This window comes from Stutzerimonas stutzeri, from assembly GCF_024448895.1.
Classification (GTDB): Bacteria; Pseudomonadota; Gammaproteobacteria; order Pseudomonadales; family Pseudomonadaceae; genus Stutzerimonas; species Stutzerimonas stutzeri_Q.
The window spans coordinates 250,217-265,008 of record NZ_JAMOIC010000006.1 but is presented as its reverse complement, the minus strand read 5'-3'; the positions used below and the strand labels follow the sequence as shown (position 1 = coordinate 265,008).

Annotated in this window: 14 protein-coding genes; 1 reads left to right on the top strand and 13 read right to left on the bottom strand. The window is 59.7% G+C overall.

What is annotated here, in order from left to right:
- Positions 1-67: 67 nt before the first annotated feature.
- The 12 genes from NA619_RS09980 to ccoN (NA619_RS09925) all read right to left on the bottom strand — a co-directional run bounded on the left by NA619_RS09980 (position 68) and on the right by ccoN (NA619_RS09925) (position 12,140).
- Positions 68-790 carry a sulfite exporter TauE/SafE family protein gene (locus NA619_RS09980; RefSeq protein WP_255961696.1) on the bottom strand — a complete coding sequence of 241 codons (723 nt, stop codon included), beginning with the start codon at positions 788-790 and terminating at the stop codon, positions 68-70.
- Positions 783-992 carry a cbb3-type cytochrome oxidase assembly protein CcoS gene (gene ccoS / locus NA619_RS09975; protein WP_255961695.1) on the bottom strand — a complete coding sequence of 70 codons (210 nt, stop codon included), beginning with the start codon at positions 990-992 and terminating at the stop codon, positions 783-785. Before ccoS ends, NA619_RS09980 begins: the two co-directional genes overlap by 8 nt.
- Before the next feature lie 49 nt (positions 993-1,041).
- On the bottom strand, positions 1,042-3,483 hold the full coding sequence (locus NA619_RS09970) for a heavy metal translocating P-type ATPase (protein ID WP_255961694.1): 2,442 nt from the start codon (positions 3,481-3,483) through the stop codon (positions 1,042-1,044).
- Positions 3,484-3,490: 7 nt separating this feature from the next.
- A complete protein-coding gene (locus tag NA619_RS09965; protein ID WP_255961693.1) occupies positions 3,491-3,997 on the bottom strand; it encodes a FixH family protein in 507 nt (168 codons plus the stop codon).
- An 11-nt stretch (positions 3,998-4,008) separates the two neighbouring features.
- Complete coding sequence (ccoG, locus tag NA619_RS09960) at positions 4,009-5,421, bottom strand: cytochrome c oxidase accessory protein CcoG (RefSeq protein ID WP_255961692.1); 1,413 nt, start codon at positions 5,419-5,421, stop codon at positions 4,009-4,011.
- Between the two features lie 136 nt (positions 5,422-5,557).
- Complete coding sequence (ccoP, locus tag NA619_RS09955; protein WP_255961691.1) at positions 5,558-6,475, bottom strand: cytochrome-c oxidase, cbb3-type subunit III; 918 nt, start codon at positions 6,473-6,475, stop codon at positions 5,558-5,560.
- Positions 6,476-6,658, bottom strand: a complete 183-nt coding sequence (locus NA619_RS09950) for a cbb3-type cytochrome oxidase subunit 3 (RefSeq protein WP_255961690.1) — start codon at positions 6,656-6,658, stop codon at positions 6,476-6,478.
- Positions 6,659-6,664: 6 nt separating this feature from the next.
- Positions 6,665-7,276 (bottom strand): cytochrome-c oxidase, cbb3-type subunit II, encoded by a 612-nt coding sequence (gene ccoO, locus NA619_RS09945; RefSeq protein WP_255961689.1) that lies wholly within the window; start codon positions 7,274-7,276, stop codon positions 6,665-6,667.
- 12 nt (positions 7,277-7,288) lie between these two features.
- Positions 7,289-8,716, bottom strand: a complete 1,428-nt coding sequence (gene ccoN, locus NA619_RS09940) for a cytochrome-c oxidase, cbb3-type subunit I (protein ID WP_255961688.1) — start codon at positions 8,714-8,716, stop codon at positions 7,289-7,291.
- 344 nt (positions 8,717-9,060) lie between these two features.
- Positions 9,061-9,996 (bottom strand): cytochrome-c oxidase, cbb3-type subunit III, encoded by a 936-nt coding sequence (ccoP, locus tag NA619_RS09935; protein ID WP_255961687.1) that lies wholly within the window; start codon positions 9,994-9,996, stop codon positions 9,061-9,063.
- Between the two features lie 96 nt (positions 9,997-10,092).
- The gene (gene ccoO / locus NA619_RS09930) at positions 10,093-10,704 is read right to left on the bottom strand and encodes a cytochrome-c oxidase, cbb3-type subunit II (protein ID WP_255961686.1); all 612 of its coding nucleotides are present in this window, start codon (positions 10,702-10,704) and stop codon (positions 10,093-10,095) included.
- A gap of 11 nt (positions 10,705-10,715) precedes the next feature.
- The gene (gene ccoN, locus NA619_RS09925) at positions 10,716-12,140 is read right to left on the bottom strand and encodes a cytochrome-c oxidase, cbb3-type subunit I (RefSeq protein WP_255961685.1); all 1,425 of its coding nucleotides are present in this window, start codon (positions 12,138-12,140) and stop codon (positions 10,716-10,718) included.
- Positions 12,141-12,223: 83 nt separating this feature from the next.
- Between ccoN (NA619_RS09925) and NA619_RS09920 the strand changes: the two genes are divergently transcribed.
- Positions 12,224-12,907, top strand: coding sequence for an alpha/beta family hydrolase (locus tag NA619_RS09920; RefSeq protein WP_255961684.1), 684 nt, complete (start codon positions 12,224-12,226; stop codon positions 12,905-12,907).
- 84 nt (positions 12,908-12,991) lie between these two features.
- On the opposite strand, the gene NA619_RS09915 is transcribed toward NA619_RS09920, so the two are convergent.
- Positions 12,992-14,560 carry a methyl-accepting chemotaxis protein gene (locus NA619_RS09915; RefSeq protein ID WP_255961683.1) on the bottom strand — a complete coding sequence of 523 codons (1,569 nt, stop codon included), beginning with the start codon at positions 14,558-14,560 and terminating at the stop codon, positions 12,992-12,994.
- Positions 14,561-14,792 lie beyond the last annotated feature (232 nt).

Genomic DNA, 14,792 nt, shown 5'->3' with positions numbered 1-14,792 from the left:
CATGGAGGCGAGGCTGGTGAGTTCCTGTCACCACTAACCTCGCGTGCCGCCTTCGGTAGGTCGTCTTCTAATGATGGTGCGCAGGTTGCTGATGTTGCGTACTGCTGCCATGGCCCATCACCCATTGCTGGTGAGGGCCGGGCAATGTCCACAGGCCGAACAGGATCACCACGATGCCTCCGGTCAATCGCACACCGCGTTTGCGTAGCATTGCGGTGAGGCGTTCTGCAGCGAGGCCGGTTGCCAGCAGAACAGGCCAGGTGCCGATACCAAATGCCAGCATCAGCAGCGCGCTGTCCAGTGCGTCGCCCTGGCTTGCTGCCCATAGCAGGGTGCTGTAGACCAAGCCGCAGGGCAGCCACCCCCAGAGTGCGCCGAGCAAGAGCGCCCGTGGCACGCTTTTTACCGGCATAAGGCGGCTGGCGAACGGTTGAATATGACGCCACAAGCCTCGACCCAGCGCTTCCACGCGCGTCAGCCCACTCCACAAGCCAGCTAGATAAAGTCCCATGCTGATCAGCAGTAACGCGGCTATTACGCGAAGCGCCATTGCGGCCGGGCTGTTTGCGACCGCCCAGCCGGCAAGCCCTATGAGCAGCCCGGCAGTGGCATAGCTGAGCACCCGGCCAATGTTGTAGGCGACCAGCAGGCGCAAGCGCTTGGCGCGCTGCTCCGGTGGGATGGCCATGGTCAGAGCACCCATCAGCCCACCACACATGCCCAGACAGTGTCCGCCGCCGAGCAAGCCGAGCACCAGTGCCGATACCAGCAGCGGCAACAGGTCACTCACGGTCGGGCTTCCCGTCGTCGTGGCCTTTGTCCGCTTGCTCGATGCCCGCGCGGTGCTTTGGGTCTTCCTCGTCGAACAGGATGCTGTGAGCGGGGCCGTCCAGGTCATCGTACTGACCGCTCTCGACTGCCCAGAAAAAGACCCAGATGGCCAATGCAACGAGAACCACGGCAACCGGAATCAGAATATAAAGTGCGGCCATGAGGGCCTCCAGAAACGTCTCGGCAAGTCTGGCTGAGCCAGCGAGTGACCTATCCTACGTCAGGCAGGGCGGATTGTCGGGCTGCAGGCGTTGGTAAACGAGTCAGCCGCAGAGCGTTGAGCACTACCAGCAGCGAACTGGCGGACATTCCCAGCGCCGCCCACAACGGGGTCACCCAGCCGATCGCTGCGAATGGCAGGATCAGGCCGTTGTAGAGGCTTGCCCAAGCGAGGTTTTCGATGATGATATGCCGGCTGCGCCGCGCTACTGCAAATGCCTGAACCAGACTGTCCAGACGATTGCTTAACAACACCGCGTCGGCGCTCGTTTTGGCCAGATCGGTCGCGGAGCCCATTGCCACGCTGATATCCGCCGCGGCAAGAACAGGTGCATCGTTGACCCCATCACCCACCATCAGAACCCGGTGCCCTTCGGCTTGCAGCTGTTGGAGATAAGCGAGCTTGTCGGTGGGCGTCATGCCGGCGTGGGCATCTTCGATACCAAGTCGCCGGGCGATTTCACCGACCATCGGCGAGCTGTCCCCGGACAGCAATACGGTTCGCCATCCCTTGTTGCGGCATGCCTGAAGCAGCGCCGGTGCGTCGTCGCGCAGACGGTCATCGAGTACAAGCCACGCCAGTGGTCCTTGCGTATCACCCAACAACAACCACTGCCCGTCCGTGCCCGGAATCTCAGGCGCGGCACCTGAATAACCAGCTGCAACGAAGTCGGGTTGGCCAATGCGCAGCACGCGTCCCGCAACTGTGCCTTGCAGTCCTAACCCAGGGATACTGTCCACCGCATCGGCGGCTTGCGGAGCTCGACCGAACGCTCGGGCAATGGGGTGTTCGGAGCGATTCTCCAATGCTGCGGCCAATTCCAGACAGGCATTGGCGTCCAGTTCGGCAAGAAGCTTGATCTCGCCCAAGGTCAGGCGCCCTTCAGTCAGGGTTCCGGTCTTATCGAATATCACGGTATCAACGTGATTGAGCCCTTCGAGTACATGTCCCCGGGTGAGCAGCAAGCCGAGCTTGTGCAGTGTGCCGGTCGCCGTCGTCAGCGCAGTCGGCGTAGCAAGCGACAATGCGCAGGGGCAGGTCGCGACGAGCAAGGCAAGGACGATCCAGAACGCACGCTGAGGGTCTATTTGCCACCAAATGATCCCGACCACTGCAGCGGTCACCAGCACGATGATCAGGAACCACTGCGCAACGCGGTCAGCCAGTTCAGCCAGCCGCGGCTTGTCGGATTGCGCGCGTTCAAGTAGACCCACGATGGCGGAAAGGCGCGTGTTGTCGCCTAGCGCTAGGACTTCGATCGTCAACGCTCCCTCTACGTTTAGCGTGCCTGCGGTAACCGCTTCGCCAATGCTCCGCGGTTGGGGCAGGTATTCACCGGTGAGCACAGACTCGTCGACGCTTGACTGCCCACTGAGGATGCGTCCGTCAGCAGGGATGAGGCCGCCAGGCTGGATCAGTACTCGATCACCGAGTTGTAATTCGCTGAGAAGAATGCGCGCTGTCTGCCCCTGTTCGTCGAGCTTCAGGCAGGAAGCTGGGAGCAGATTGACCAGCTGCGCGGTCGCGGCGGCTGTACGTTCACGCGCGCGGCGTTCGAGAAAGCGTCCGGCTAGCAGAAACAGCGCAAACATCCCCACCGCATCGAAATACAGTTCACCCTGGCCGGTAATCGTCGACCAGATACCTGCGATGTAAGCGCCTCCGATTGCCAGCGAGACCGAGACGTCCATCGTCAGGTGACGGGTTCGCAGATCCCGGACGGCGCCCTTGAAGAAGTCGGTGCAGCAGTAGAAAACGATAGGTGTCGTCAGTAGAAGGGCCGTCCAGCGCAGGATGGTGGCCATTCCCGGCGATAGGTCGATATTGAATTCGGGCCATGTCGCCATCGTCGCCATCATGACCTGCATCCACAGCAAACCGGTCACGCCGAGTTGGCGCATGCTGCGTCGATTCTCCTGCGCGAGTCGTTCGGCAGCCTGGTCGGCCTGGTAGGGGTGCGCGGCGTAACCGATGCGGCGAAGCTCGGCGAGCAGTTCGCTCAGCGGCAGGGCAGCGTCGTTCCAACTGACCCGCAGGCGATGGTTGGAGAGGTTGAGGCTCGCTTCGTTGATGCCGTCGAGGCCACGCAGGTGTTTTTCGATAAGCCAGCCACACGCGGCGCAGCTGATCCCTTCGATCATGAGAGCAGTGCTGGCGAGCTCACCTTCGTGTTTGACGAATGGCTCCTGCACGTCTTTGCGATCGTAGAGTTCGAGTTCTTCGGTGAGTGCCCGCGGAAGGACTCCGGGGTTGATGGAGGTCTCGCTGCGATGCAGGTAGTAGCTTTCGAGCCCACCCTGAACGATGGCTTCGGCCACCGCCTGGCAGCCGGGGCAGCACATCGCTCGCTGCTCATTCAGTACGTAGGCGTGGAAGGTACTGCCAGCCGGTACGGGAAGTCCGCAGTGATAACAGGGGACGGGGCTCGCCATCGACGCGTCAGTAGCTCAATTCGATTGTCTGGCCGCTTACGATGTCCTCTTCCTCGAACAGGCGCCAGTCCTGCTCGCCCTCACGGCCGATAAGCTCGACGAACCGTCTGCCGGTCACCGGCTCCGGCATCTGGCCCTGATAGAGCCCGTCACCTTGGGGTTGCAGAACCATGCGGCGATCTCGCTCGGGCTGGGTGGGCGAAAGCAGGTTAAGGACCAGCTGTTGCGGCTGGCTGGAGCCGCTCAATTGCACTTCAGCGAGCCCGCGTTCGTCATTGAGGTTAAGCGTGGCCCTGACTTCCATGCTCTCGGCGAGCTTCTCGCGCTCAAGCGACTGATTGATGCCTTTGCCGGCGTCGTAGTAGTTGTCCGAGACCAGGGTGTCGGCATTTCGAATGGCAATTGTCAGCATCGACGTTCCGAGAATCACGGATGACAGCAGGATCGCGATGACGAACCATGCCCAGAACTGTGTGTACCAACGGGTGCTTTTTTCTGGCTCGGAGTTGCTCATGTACTACCTGTTTATCGAATGGTCGGACCGATGAAGCGGCTTTCCGCCTCATCTTCGATTGAAGCGTCGTCCAGCGATCTGACGTGGAAGACGATGTCGTTAGTGCTGGAGGGGAGTTCCTCGGGTTTAACGGAAAGCTCGACAGGCACGGTGACAAGCTCCCCGGCTTCGGCTTTGATCTCACTGCGCCCCTCGTACTGCAAACCGTCGAGGCCGGTCGCTTCGATTACGAAAGTCTGCTCGCTCTGGCCCTTGTTCATCAGCTTCAGTGTGTAGACGTTCTCGATTCTGCCTTGCTCGTTTTCACGATAGAGAACACGGTCTTTGAGCACGTCGAGTTTGACCAGCGAGCGATCGCTGACGGCGAAAGCGAATACGCCCATCATGGCGACAAGCGCTACTGCGTAACCTATGAGCCTTGGACGTACCAGGTGGGTCTTCTGACCGGACAGGTTGTGCTCGGTGGTGTAGCTGATCAATCCGCGCGGGTAGTTCATCTTGTCCATGATGGTGTCGCAGGCATCGATACAGGCAGCGCAGCCGATGCACTCGACCTGGAGACCGTCGCGGATGTCGATACCGGTGGGGCAAACCTGAACGCACATGGTGCAATCAATACAGTCGCCCAGCCCCATGGCTTTGTAATCGGCCTCCTTCTTGCGCGGGCCACGTCGCTCGCCACGGCGTGGATCGTACGAAACGATCAGCGTGTCCTTGTCGAACATCACGCTCTGGAAGCGTGCATAGGGGCACATATAGATGCACACCTGCTCGCGCAGATAACCGGCGTTGCCATAAGTCGCAAGCGTAAAGAAGCCAACCCAGAACAAGGCCCAGCCGCCCACCTGTAGCGTCACCAGATCGGGCACCAATTCGCGGATCGGCGTGAAATAGCCGACGAAGGTGATGCCGATGGCCAGGGACACGCCTAGCCAGATCGAGTGCTTGGCCAGTTTGCGAAGAAACTTGTTGGCACTCATTGGTGCCTTGTCGAGCTTCATGCGTTGGTTGCGGTCGCCCTCGGTGACTTTCTCTGCCCACATGAACACCCAGGTGAACACGCTCTGCGGGCAGGTATAACCACACCAGACCCGTCCAGCGAAGACCGTAATGAAGAACAATCCGAATGCGCAGATGATCAGCAGAGCCGACAGCAGGATGAAGTCCTGGGGCCAGAAGGTGGCGCCGAAGATATAGAACTTGCGCTCGGGCAAGTCCCACCAGACTGCCTGGCGGCCATTCCAGTTGAGCCACACAGTACCGAAGTACAGCGCGAAGAGGAGGGCACCGCCAACGAGACGCAGATTGCGAAACAGGCCGGAGAATGAGCGGGTGTAAATCTTTTCACGGGCGGCATAGAGGTCGGATGTCGCGTTGACCTTGGCCGGTGGTGTTACATCATGGACGGGGATCTGTTTAGACATCGAATGCGTACCACGGCGGAGGGTGAGTGTCCCGGTCGATACGTGCCGACCGGGATCTTTAGCTGACCTGCTGCGAATGGTACGCCTCGATAACCGGAGTCAGGTGCGACTGTAGGTCGCGCCTGAGCTGATGGGATCAGTTCTCCGACTTCTGCGAGAGGCTGTACACATAGGCTGCCAGCAGGTGCACCTTGTCATTGCCAAGTATTTCTTCCTGAGCCGGCATGCGCCCGTTACGTCCGTAACGCAGCGTCTGCTGGATCTGCCCAAAGCTCGAACCGTACAGCCAGACATTGTCGGTCAGGTTAGGCGCGCCCATGGCCTGGGTGCCTTTGCCTTCAGGTCCGTGGCAGGCTACACAGTTGGCTGCAAAGAGCTTTTGACCCTGCTCAATGTCCACGTTGATCCCTTCGGGAATGTCACGGCCGGCGAGGGTGCGGACATAACCGGCCACATTGCGGATGCCTTCTTCGCCCATCACGTCGCGCCATGCGGGCATTGCGGCCTGACGACCTCCCATGATGGTGGTCTTGATGGTCTCGGGTTCACCGCCCCACAACCAATCGTGATCGGTCAGGTTGGGGAATCCGTAAGCGCCCTTGGCATCCGAGCCGTGGCAGACAGAGCAATTGGAGGCGAACAGACGACCGCCCATTTTCAGGGCTTGCGGGTCTTGAGCAACCTGCTCGACGGGCATTGCAGCAAACTTGGCGTAGAGCGGACCGTACTGCTCATTGGCCTTGTTTACTTCACGTTCCCATTCCTTCACTTGTGTCCAGCCGCCTTCGTAGCCGGGCAGCAGGCCTTTCCAGTTACCCAGGCCGGGGTACAGCGCCAGATAGCCGAGCGCAAAGATCACCGTGGCAACGAACAGCAGAAACCACCATCGCGGGAGTGGATTGTCGTACTCCTCGATGCCGTCATAGGAATGGCCTACGGTTTCTTCGGTGCTGTCGTGGCGTTGTCCCTTGCGAGTCGCGAGCAGCAGCCAGACCAATGCAGCAATGGTCCCCAAACTCAGCAGGGTGATGTACCAACTCCAAAACGAGGTCATTTATTTCTTACTCCTGGAAGCTTCTTCTTCACGCTTTTGGGCGTCGGGCTCATCTGCGAACGGCAGGTTGGCTGCTTCATCGAAGCTTTTCTTGCGCTTGCTGCTATAAGCCCAGAGCACGACGCCAATGAAAGCGACGAAAACAAGAATGGTGCCCAGGCCGCGAAGAATCCCGATATCCATGGTGCGTTACCGTTTGTTGGTGAGTGCAGTGCCAAGTACTTGCAGATAGGCGACGAGGGCATCCATTTCGGTTTTGCCCTTGACCGCGTCCTTCGCACCAGAGATGTCGTCTTCGGTGTAAGGCACGCCTACGCTGCGCAAGGCTTGCATCTTCTTGGAGGTATCCTTGCCGTCGAGGCTATGCTCGACCAGCCAGGGGTAAGAAGGCATTTTCGATTCAGGCACTACGTTGCGCGGGTTGTAGAGGTGCGCGCGGTGCCAGTCATCCGAATAACGGCCGCCGACTCGTGCCAGGTCCGGACCGGTACGCTTGGAGCCCCACAGGAACGGGTGATCGTAGACGCTTTCACCCGCTACCGAATAATGGCCGTAGCGTTCGGTCTCGGCGCGGAACGGGCGGACCATCTGCGAATGGCAGCCAACGCAACCTTCACGGATATAGATGTCGCGGCCTTCCAGCTGCAACGCGGTATAGGGCTTCATACCTTCCACGGGCTCGTTGACGACATCCTGGAAGAACAGTGGGACGATCTGGGTCAGACCGCCGATGCTCACTGCCAGGATCATGAACAGGGTCAGCAGACCGATGTTCTTTTCGAGTATTTCGTGATTCTTCATCTATCCGTTTCCTCAGGCGATCTGCGCAGCGGCGTCGAATTCGGACGCCTTGGCCACACGTACTGTGCGCCATGTGTTGTATGCCATCAGCAACATGCCGGCGAGGAAGAATGCACCGCCCAGCGCCCGCACGATGAAGCCCGGATGACTGGCTTCAAGTGCTTCGACGAATGAGTAGGTGAGGGTGCCGTCTTCGTTGATCGCGCGCCACATCAGGCCTTGAGTGATGCCGTTGACCCACATCGACGCGATGTAAAGCACAGTGCCGATAGTCGCTAGCCAGAAGTGCGCGTTGATCAGGCCGATGCTGTGCATCTGCTCGCGAGCAAAGACTTTCGGGATCAGGTGATACATCGAGCCGATGGTGATCATGGCTACCCAGCCGAGCGCGCCGGCGTGTACGTGGCCGATGGTCCAGTCGGTGTAGTGGGACAGGGCGTTGACGGTCTTGATAGCCATCATCGGGCCTTCGAAGGTCGACATGCCGTAGAACGCAAGCGAGACCACCAGGAAGCGCAGGATCGGATCGGTACGCAGCTTATGCCAGGCGCCCGACAGGGTCATCATGCCGTTGATCATGCCGCCCCAGCTCGGAGCCAGCAGAATGATCGACATCACCATGCCCAGGCTTTGCGCCCAATCCGGCAATGCGGTGTAGTGCAGGTGGTGCGGGCCGGCCCAGATGTACAGGGTGATCAGCGCCCAGAAGTGCACGATGGACAAGCGATAGGAGTAGACCGGGCGACCAGCTTGCTTCGGCACGAAGTAATACATCATGCCCAGGAAGCCGGTGGTCAGAAAGAAGCCTACGGCGTTGTGGCCGTACCACCATTGAACCATGGCATCAGTCGCACCCGAGTAAATCGAGTAGGACTTGAACCAGGTAACCGGCACTTCAAGGTTGTTGACGATGTGCAGCATCGCCGTCACCAGAATGAATGCGCCGAAGAACCAGTTGCCCACGTAGATGTGCCGTGCCTTGCGCTTCATGATGGTGCCGAAGAACACAATGGCGTAGCTGACCCAGACGACCGTGATCAGGATATCGATCGGCCATTCCAGCTCGGCATATTCCTTCGAGCTGGTGAAGCCCTGCGGGAGCGTGAGAACGGCCAGAACAATGACCGCCTGCCAGCCCCAGAACACGAACGATGCTAGACCGTCCGAGAACAGGCGAGCCTGCGAGGTCCGCTGGACCACGTAAAACGACGTTGCCATCAGCGCGCATCCGCCAAAGGCGAAGATCACCGCATTGGTGTGCAGTGGGCGCAAACGACCAAAACTGGTCCATGGCAGGTCGAAGTTAAGGGCCGGCCATACCAGCTGCGCGGCGATAAACACGCCCAGGCCCATTCCGATAATTCCCCACACCACCGTCATGATGGCGAATTGGCGAACCACCTTATAGTTATATGCAGTCTCACTTATTGCTGTGCTCATGCAAGGCTTCCACGCTAATGGCATTTCAAGGGGGCAAAAACGGCGGCAAGTATGGAGAAAGGAGGGGGGCAATGCAATCAAGGCCCAGGCCGTCTCATGCCGTTCGGACCCTGATTTCAAGCGTTTTCCATGCTCTTTACAGGGTCGTTTTGCACATCATGCCGATGTGTTGAGTCGAGGGCTTCGCCTTGTAATTCTGCGGGACTACGGCGAGTACGAAGAATATTAAAGCAGCAATAGGGGTGGGCAAACGGAGCAGGGGTCGGACGGTGTGCGACAGAGCGTCGCATAGCGCAAGATATTGACCCAAAACAGGGCGGTGTCCGACGCCGCCCTGTAGGGGTTTACTGTTTCGCCAAGCGTTCTGGTCGCTGCGACAGGCTGTAGACATAAGCCGCTAGCAGATGAACCTTGTCGTTCCCAAGGTACTGCTCCTGTCCAGGCATCTGGCCGTTGCGGCCGTGACGAATGGTCTGCTGCAGCTGAGGCAGGGTGGAGCCGTAGATCCAGCCAGCCGAGCTGGTCAGTTTGGGCGCGCCCATTGCCGCCATGCCTTCTCCATTTGCGCCATGACAGACCGAGCACGTCTGCGCATAGACCTGACCACCAGCAGCAGTGTCGGCTGCGGTGCCTTCCGGCAGCGGCAGGCCGGCGAGATCGCTGCGAACATAGGCCGCTACATTCTTGACGCCTTCCTCACCGATGACCTGACCCCAGGCTGGCATGGCGGCGACGCGGCCATGGAGGATGGTTATCTTGATGGTTTCGGCATCGCCACCCCAGCGCCACTCGCTGTCCGCCAGATTCGGGAACCCATTTGCACCCTTGGCATCCGAGCCGTGGCAGACCGAGCAGTAGTTGGCGAAGAGGCGACCACCAATCTTCAGGGCACGTTCATCCTGCGCCACCTGGGCGACGCTCATCGCTGAATATTTGGCGAAGATCGGACCGAATTTCTCATCAGCCTGGTCGACCTCACGTTGCCATTGCTTGTCCTGAGTCCAGCCATCTTCGTAGCCAGGCATTACGCCTTTCCAGTTCCCAAGGCCGGGGTAGAGCACCAGATAGAAAATGCCAAACACCAGCGTGCCGATGAAGAGCATGAACCACCACCTGGGCAGCGGGTTGTCGTATTCCTCGATTCCATCGAAGGAATGCCCCATGGTCTTGTCGGTCGTCCCTGGCGACTCGCCCTTGCGAGTGGCGAAGATCAGCCAGAACAGAGCGACAATGGTGCCCAGCGTCAGCAGGGCGATGTATCCACTCCAGAAAGCGTTCATCTGTTACTCCTGGACAGCCCGAACGCTCGAGCTGCCCGCGATGTTAGATCTCTGACGGCTGCCCTTGCAGCGCGTCGTTCTCGATAGCGTGCTGCTTCAGCGCTTGTTCTGAAGCGCGGTGCCGAGTACCTGCAGGTAAGCCACCAGGGCGTCCATCTCGGTCTTGCCCTTGACGGCATCGCCGGCCGCACTGATGTCATCTTCGGTGTAAGGCACGCCGACGCTGCGCAGTGCTTTCATTTTTGCGGCGGTGTCCTTGCCGTTGAGGGTGTCCTCCACCAGCCATGGGTAGGACGGCATCTTGGACTCAGGCACGACGTTGCGCGGGTTGTAGAGATGCGCGCGGTGCCAGTCGTCCGAATAGCGACCGCCGACGCGTGCCAGATCCGGACCGGTACGCTTGGAGCCCCACAGGAAGGGATGGTCGTAGACGCTTTCACCCGCAACTGAGTAGTGGCCGTAACGCTCGGTTTCGGCGCGGAACGGACGAATCATCTGTGAGTGGCAACCAACGCAACCTTCACGGATATAGATGTCGCGACCTTCAAGTTCGAGCGCGGTGTAAGGCTTCATGCCTTCCACCGGCTCGTTGACGACATCTTGGAAGAACAGCGGGACGATCTGGGTCAGGCCACCGATGCTCACCGCCAGGATCATGAACAGGGTCAGCAGGCCGACGTTCTTTTCGAGTATTTCGTGCTTCTTCATCAGTCAGCTCCTCAGGCGATCTGCGCAGCGGCTTCGTATTCGGCCGGCTTGGCCGCCTGTACGGTGCGCCAGGTGTTGTATGCCATCAGCAACATGCCGGCGAAGAAGATCGCACCGCCGATCATCCGCACCACGAAGCCGGGGTGGCTGGCTTCCAGCGCTTCAACGAAGGAGTAGGTGAGGGTGCCGTCTTCGTTGATCGCGCGCCACATCAGGCCCTGCGCGATACCGTTAACCCACATTGAAGCGATGTAGAGCACGGTGCCGATAGTCGCCAGCCAGAAGTGCGCGTTGATCAGGCCGATGCTGTGCATCTGAGCGCGACCGAACACTTTTGGAATCAGGTGATACAGCGCGCCGATGGAGACCATGGCCACCCAGCCGAGAGCGCCGGCGTGGACGTGGCCGATGGTCCAGTCAGTGTAGTGGGACAGGGCGTTGACGGTCTTGATGGCCATCATCGGACCTTCGAAGGTCGACATACCGTAGAACGCCAGCGAGACCACCAGGAAGCGGAGGATCGGGTCGCTGCGCAACTTATGCCAGGCACCGGACAGGGTCATCATGCCGTTGATCATGCCGCCCCAGCTCGGAGCCAGCAGAATCAGCGACATCACCATGCCCAGGCTCTGCGCCCAGTCTGGCAGCGCGGTGTAGTGCAGGTGGTGCGGGCCGGCCCAGATGTAAACGGTGATCAACGCCCAGAAGTGAACGATCGACAGGCGATAGGAATACACCGGACGCTCGGCCTGCTTAGGCACGAAGTAGTACATGATCCCGAGGAAGCCCGCGGTGAGGAAGAAGCCCACGGCGTTGTGGCCGTACCACCATTGCACCATCGCATCGGTCGCACCGGCATACAGCGAATAGGACTTCATCGCCGTGACCGGCACTTCCAGGTTGTTGATGATGTGCAGAATCGCCACGGTCAGGATGAAGGCGCCGAAGAACCAGTTGCCGACGTAGATGTGCTTGACCTTGCGTGTGGCCAGGGTACCGAAGAACACGACCGCGTACGCCACCCAGACGATGGTGATCAGGATATCGATCGGCCATTCCAGTTCGGCGTATTCCTTGGAGCTGGTGAAGCCCAGTGGCAGACTGATCGCCGCCAGCAGGATCACCAGCTGCCAGCCCCAGAACGTGAACGCTGCGAGCTTGGGCGCGAACAGTGTGGTCTGGCAGGTCCGCTGGACCGAGTAGTAGGACGTCGCGAACAGGGCACAGCCACCGAAGGCAAAAATCACCGCGTTGGTGTGCAGCGGTCGCAAGCGGCCGAAGCTGGTCCAGGGCAGGTCGAAGTTGAGGAACGGCCAGGCCAATTGTGCTGCGATGAAAACGCCGAGCCCCATCCCGACGATTCCCCACACCACCGTCATGATGGCGAATTGGCGGACCACCTTGTAGTCATAGGCGGTACTGGTTGCTGTGTTCATGTATGGGCTTCCATCCACGGTAATGAGCATGTTTTGTTGTTGCGATGAGCAGACATTTCTTTCAGTAGAAAGCGGGGGCAAGGATGGGCAATGGGCAAATGGCCGGTATTGACGCCGGTCAATACTCGCAGGGCAGTGACATCCCGCCCGTCCGGGCTGATCAGCCCCATGGCGACACGCTGGCGAACCTGATCCTGGCGCACGGGGCTGGCGCGCCAATGGACAGCCCATTCATGCAGCAGATGACGGAGCGGCTGGTGTTTCGCGGTATAGCGGTCTGGCGTTTCGAGTTCGCCTATATGGCCGAGCGCCGTACCACCGGGCGCAAACGACCACCCAATCCGCAGCCACAATTGCTTGAACAATGGCGTGCAGTGCATCAGCTGGTGCGACAGCAAACCGCAGGTCCGCTGGCAATCGGGGGCAAGTCAATGGGAGGTCGGATGGCCAGCCTGCTGGCTGATGAGCTGGCGGTCGATGCGTTGGTGTGCCTGGGTTACCCCTTTCATGCCGCCGGCAAGCCGGAAAAGCCGCGCGTGGCACATCTTGCTGAGCTACGTACGCCGGCATTGATCGTTCAGGGAGAAAGAGACGCCCTGGGAGGACAGGATCGGGTTGCAAGCTATCAGCTATCGTCTGCGATTCGACAGAGCTGGCTGGAGGCGGCTGATCACGACCTCAAGCCGCTGAAGCGATCAGGCTTCACCCACGACGATCATCTGGATACAGCGGCCAATGCCGTCGCGGAGTTCTTGATCAGTCTCTAGGCCATATGAGCAGGCCCGCCCGCTGCAGCGCTGCCAGGGCGACGGTCGCAGAGGGTGCGACCGTCGCGGGCTCGGTTGAATCCCTCAGCGATTGAAGCGTTCCACCAGGCTGTACTGAGATTGCGCCGTTGCCGCCAGATCTTCCGATAGCAACGCCGAGCTTTGCGCATCGCCCGACGTCTGATCAGCCAGGCGGGCGATATTGCCCACGTTATGGCTGATTTCGTCGGCCACGGCGCTCTGCTGTTCAGTTGCGGAGGCGATCTGCGCAGTCATCTCGATAATGCGAGCGACGGCTTCACTGATGCCGACCAGCGCCTTGTCCGCGTCGATCACCCGCTCCACGCCCTGATTGGCCTGGTTGCGACCCTGCTCGGTGGTTTGCACGGCCAGGCGCGCCTGCTGTTGCAGCTTCTCGATCAACTGATGGATCTGTCCGGTCGCCGCTGCAGTTCGTTGAGCCAGCTGTCGGACCTCGTCGGCTACGACCGCAAACCCACGGCCACTTTCTCCCGCGCGGGCTGCTTCGATAGCAGCGTTCAAAGCAAGCAGGTTGGTTTGGTCAGCGATGCTCTTGATCACATCGACCACGGTGCCGATCTCGTTGCTGTTCTGAGCCAGCGCTGACACGGCATCGCCCGTTTCAGTAACCGCGTGAGCCAGCAGCTCGATGGCTTTGCGGGTATCCGAACCGATCTTCTGACCGTGAGAGGTAAGCTGATTGGCCTGTTCCGTGGCGTCGGCCGCGAGTGCGACATTGCTGGCGACTTCCTGCGTGGTAGCCGCCATCTGGGTAATCGCCGCGGCGACCTGCTCGGTTTCATGGTGCTGGCGAGACAGGCCATCCGAACAGCTGTGTGCCAGTTCGTCAGCACGCTTGGCCTGTTGCTGAAGCTGAACGGCGCTGTCCTGCAGGCGCGTCAGACACGTCTTCAGCCGTGCATGTTCGCTGAGCATCGCCATTTCCAGCTGCGCTTCGACGCCCTGGCTGTCGGTGTACATCTGCGCAATCAGCGGATCACTGGTTGATTGCTGAGCCAGGCGCAACAGTCTGTTCATGCCTCGCATCTGCCAGTGGCGCCCGGCCAGCCCAAGGGGTACGGAAAGCAGCGCGGCAAGGGCGAATCCCCAGCCATGATCGAACCATGCGCCAATCATGAAACCGATCTGGCTGATGACGATGAAGGGCAACCAATTGACCGCTACAGGCAGCCACTTGTCACGCCGTGGCACACCGCTTTTGCCTGCGTTAAGGCGTGCGTAGAGCGCTTCTGCGCGTTGCACCTGCTCGCGAGTAGGCTTGGTGCGGACCGACTCGTAGCCAATGACTTTGCGCTGCGTATCCAGAACCGGTGTGACATAGGCGTTGACCCAGTAATGGTCGCCGTTGATGCGGCGGTTCTTGACGATGCCCATCCATGGCTTGCCGTCCTTCAGGGTTGTCCACATATGGCCAAACACCGCAGCCGGAACGTCGGGATGACGGATCAGGTTATGCGGCGCGCCGATGAGATCGCTGCGGTCGTATCCGCTGACTTCAGCAAAGATATCGTTGCAGTAGGTGATCTTGCCGGTCAGGTCGGTGGTCGAGATCAGGCGTTGCTGATCGGGAAATGCATACTCGCGCTGAGTGACGGGCTGGTTATTTCGCATGGGGTACGCCTGGCGGTTCGAGGTGGCCGAAGCCACATTCATAGATCCGGTCGAGCCGTTCGGACGGCATTTCATGGAATTGATGGCAGATTGACGTCAATCCTGTGACCGTTGTGCTAAGCAACGTAACGGCCACTTCCCTTTGGACTTAAGCGTCTATGCGACAGCCGGCAAAAGAAAAGCCCGTCGCAGAAGCTCTGCAACGGGCCTTCAACGCAAAGTGTCATGACAC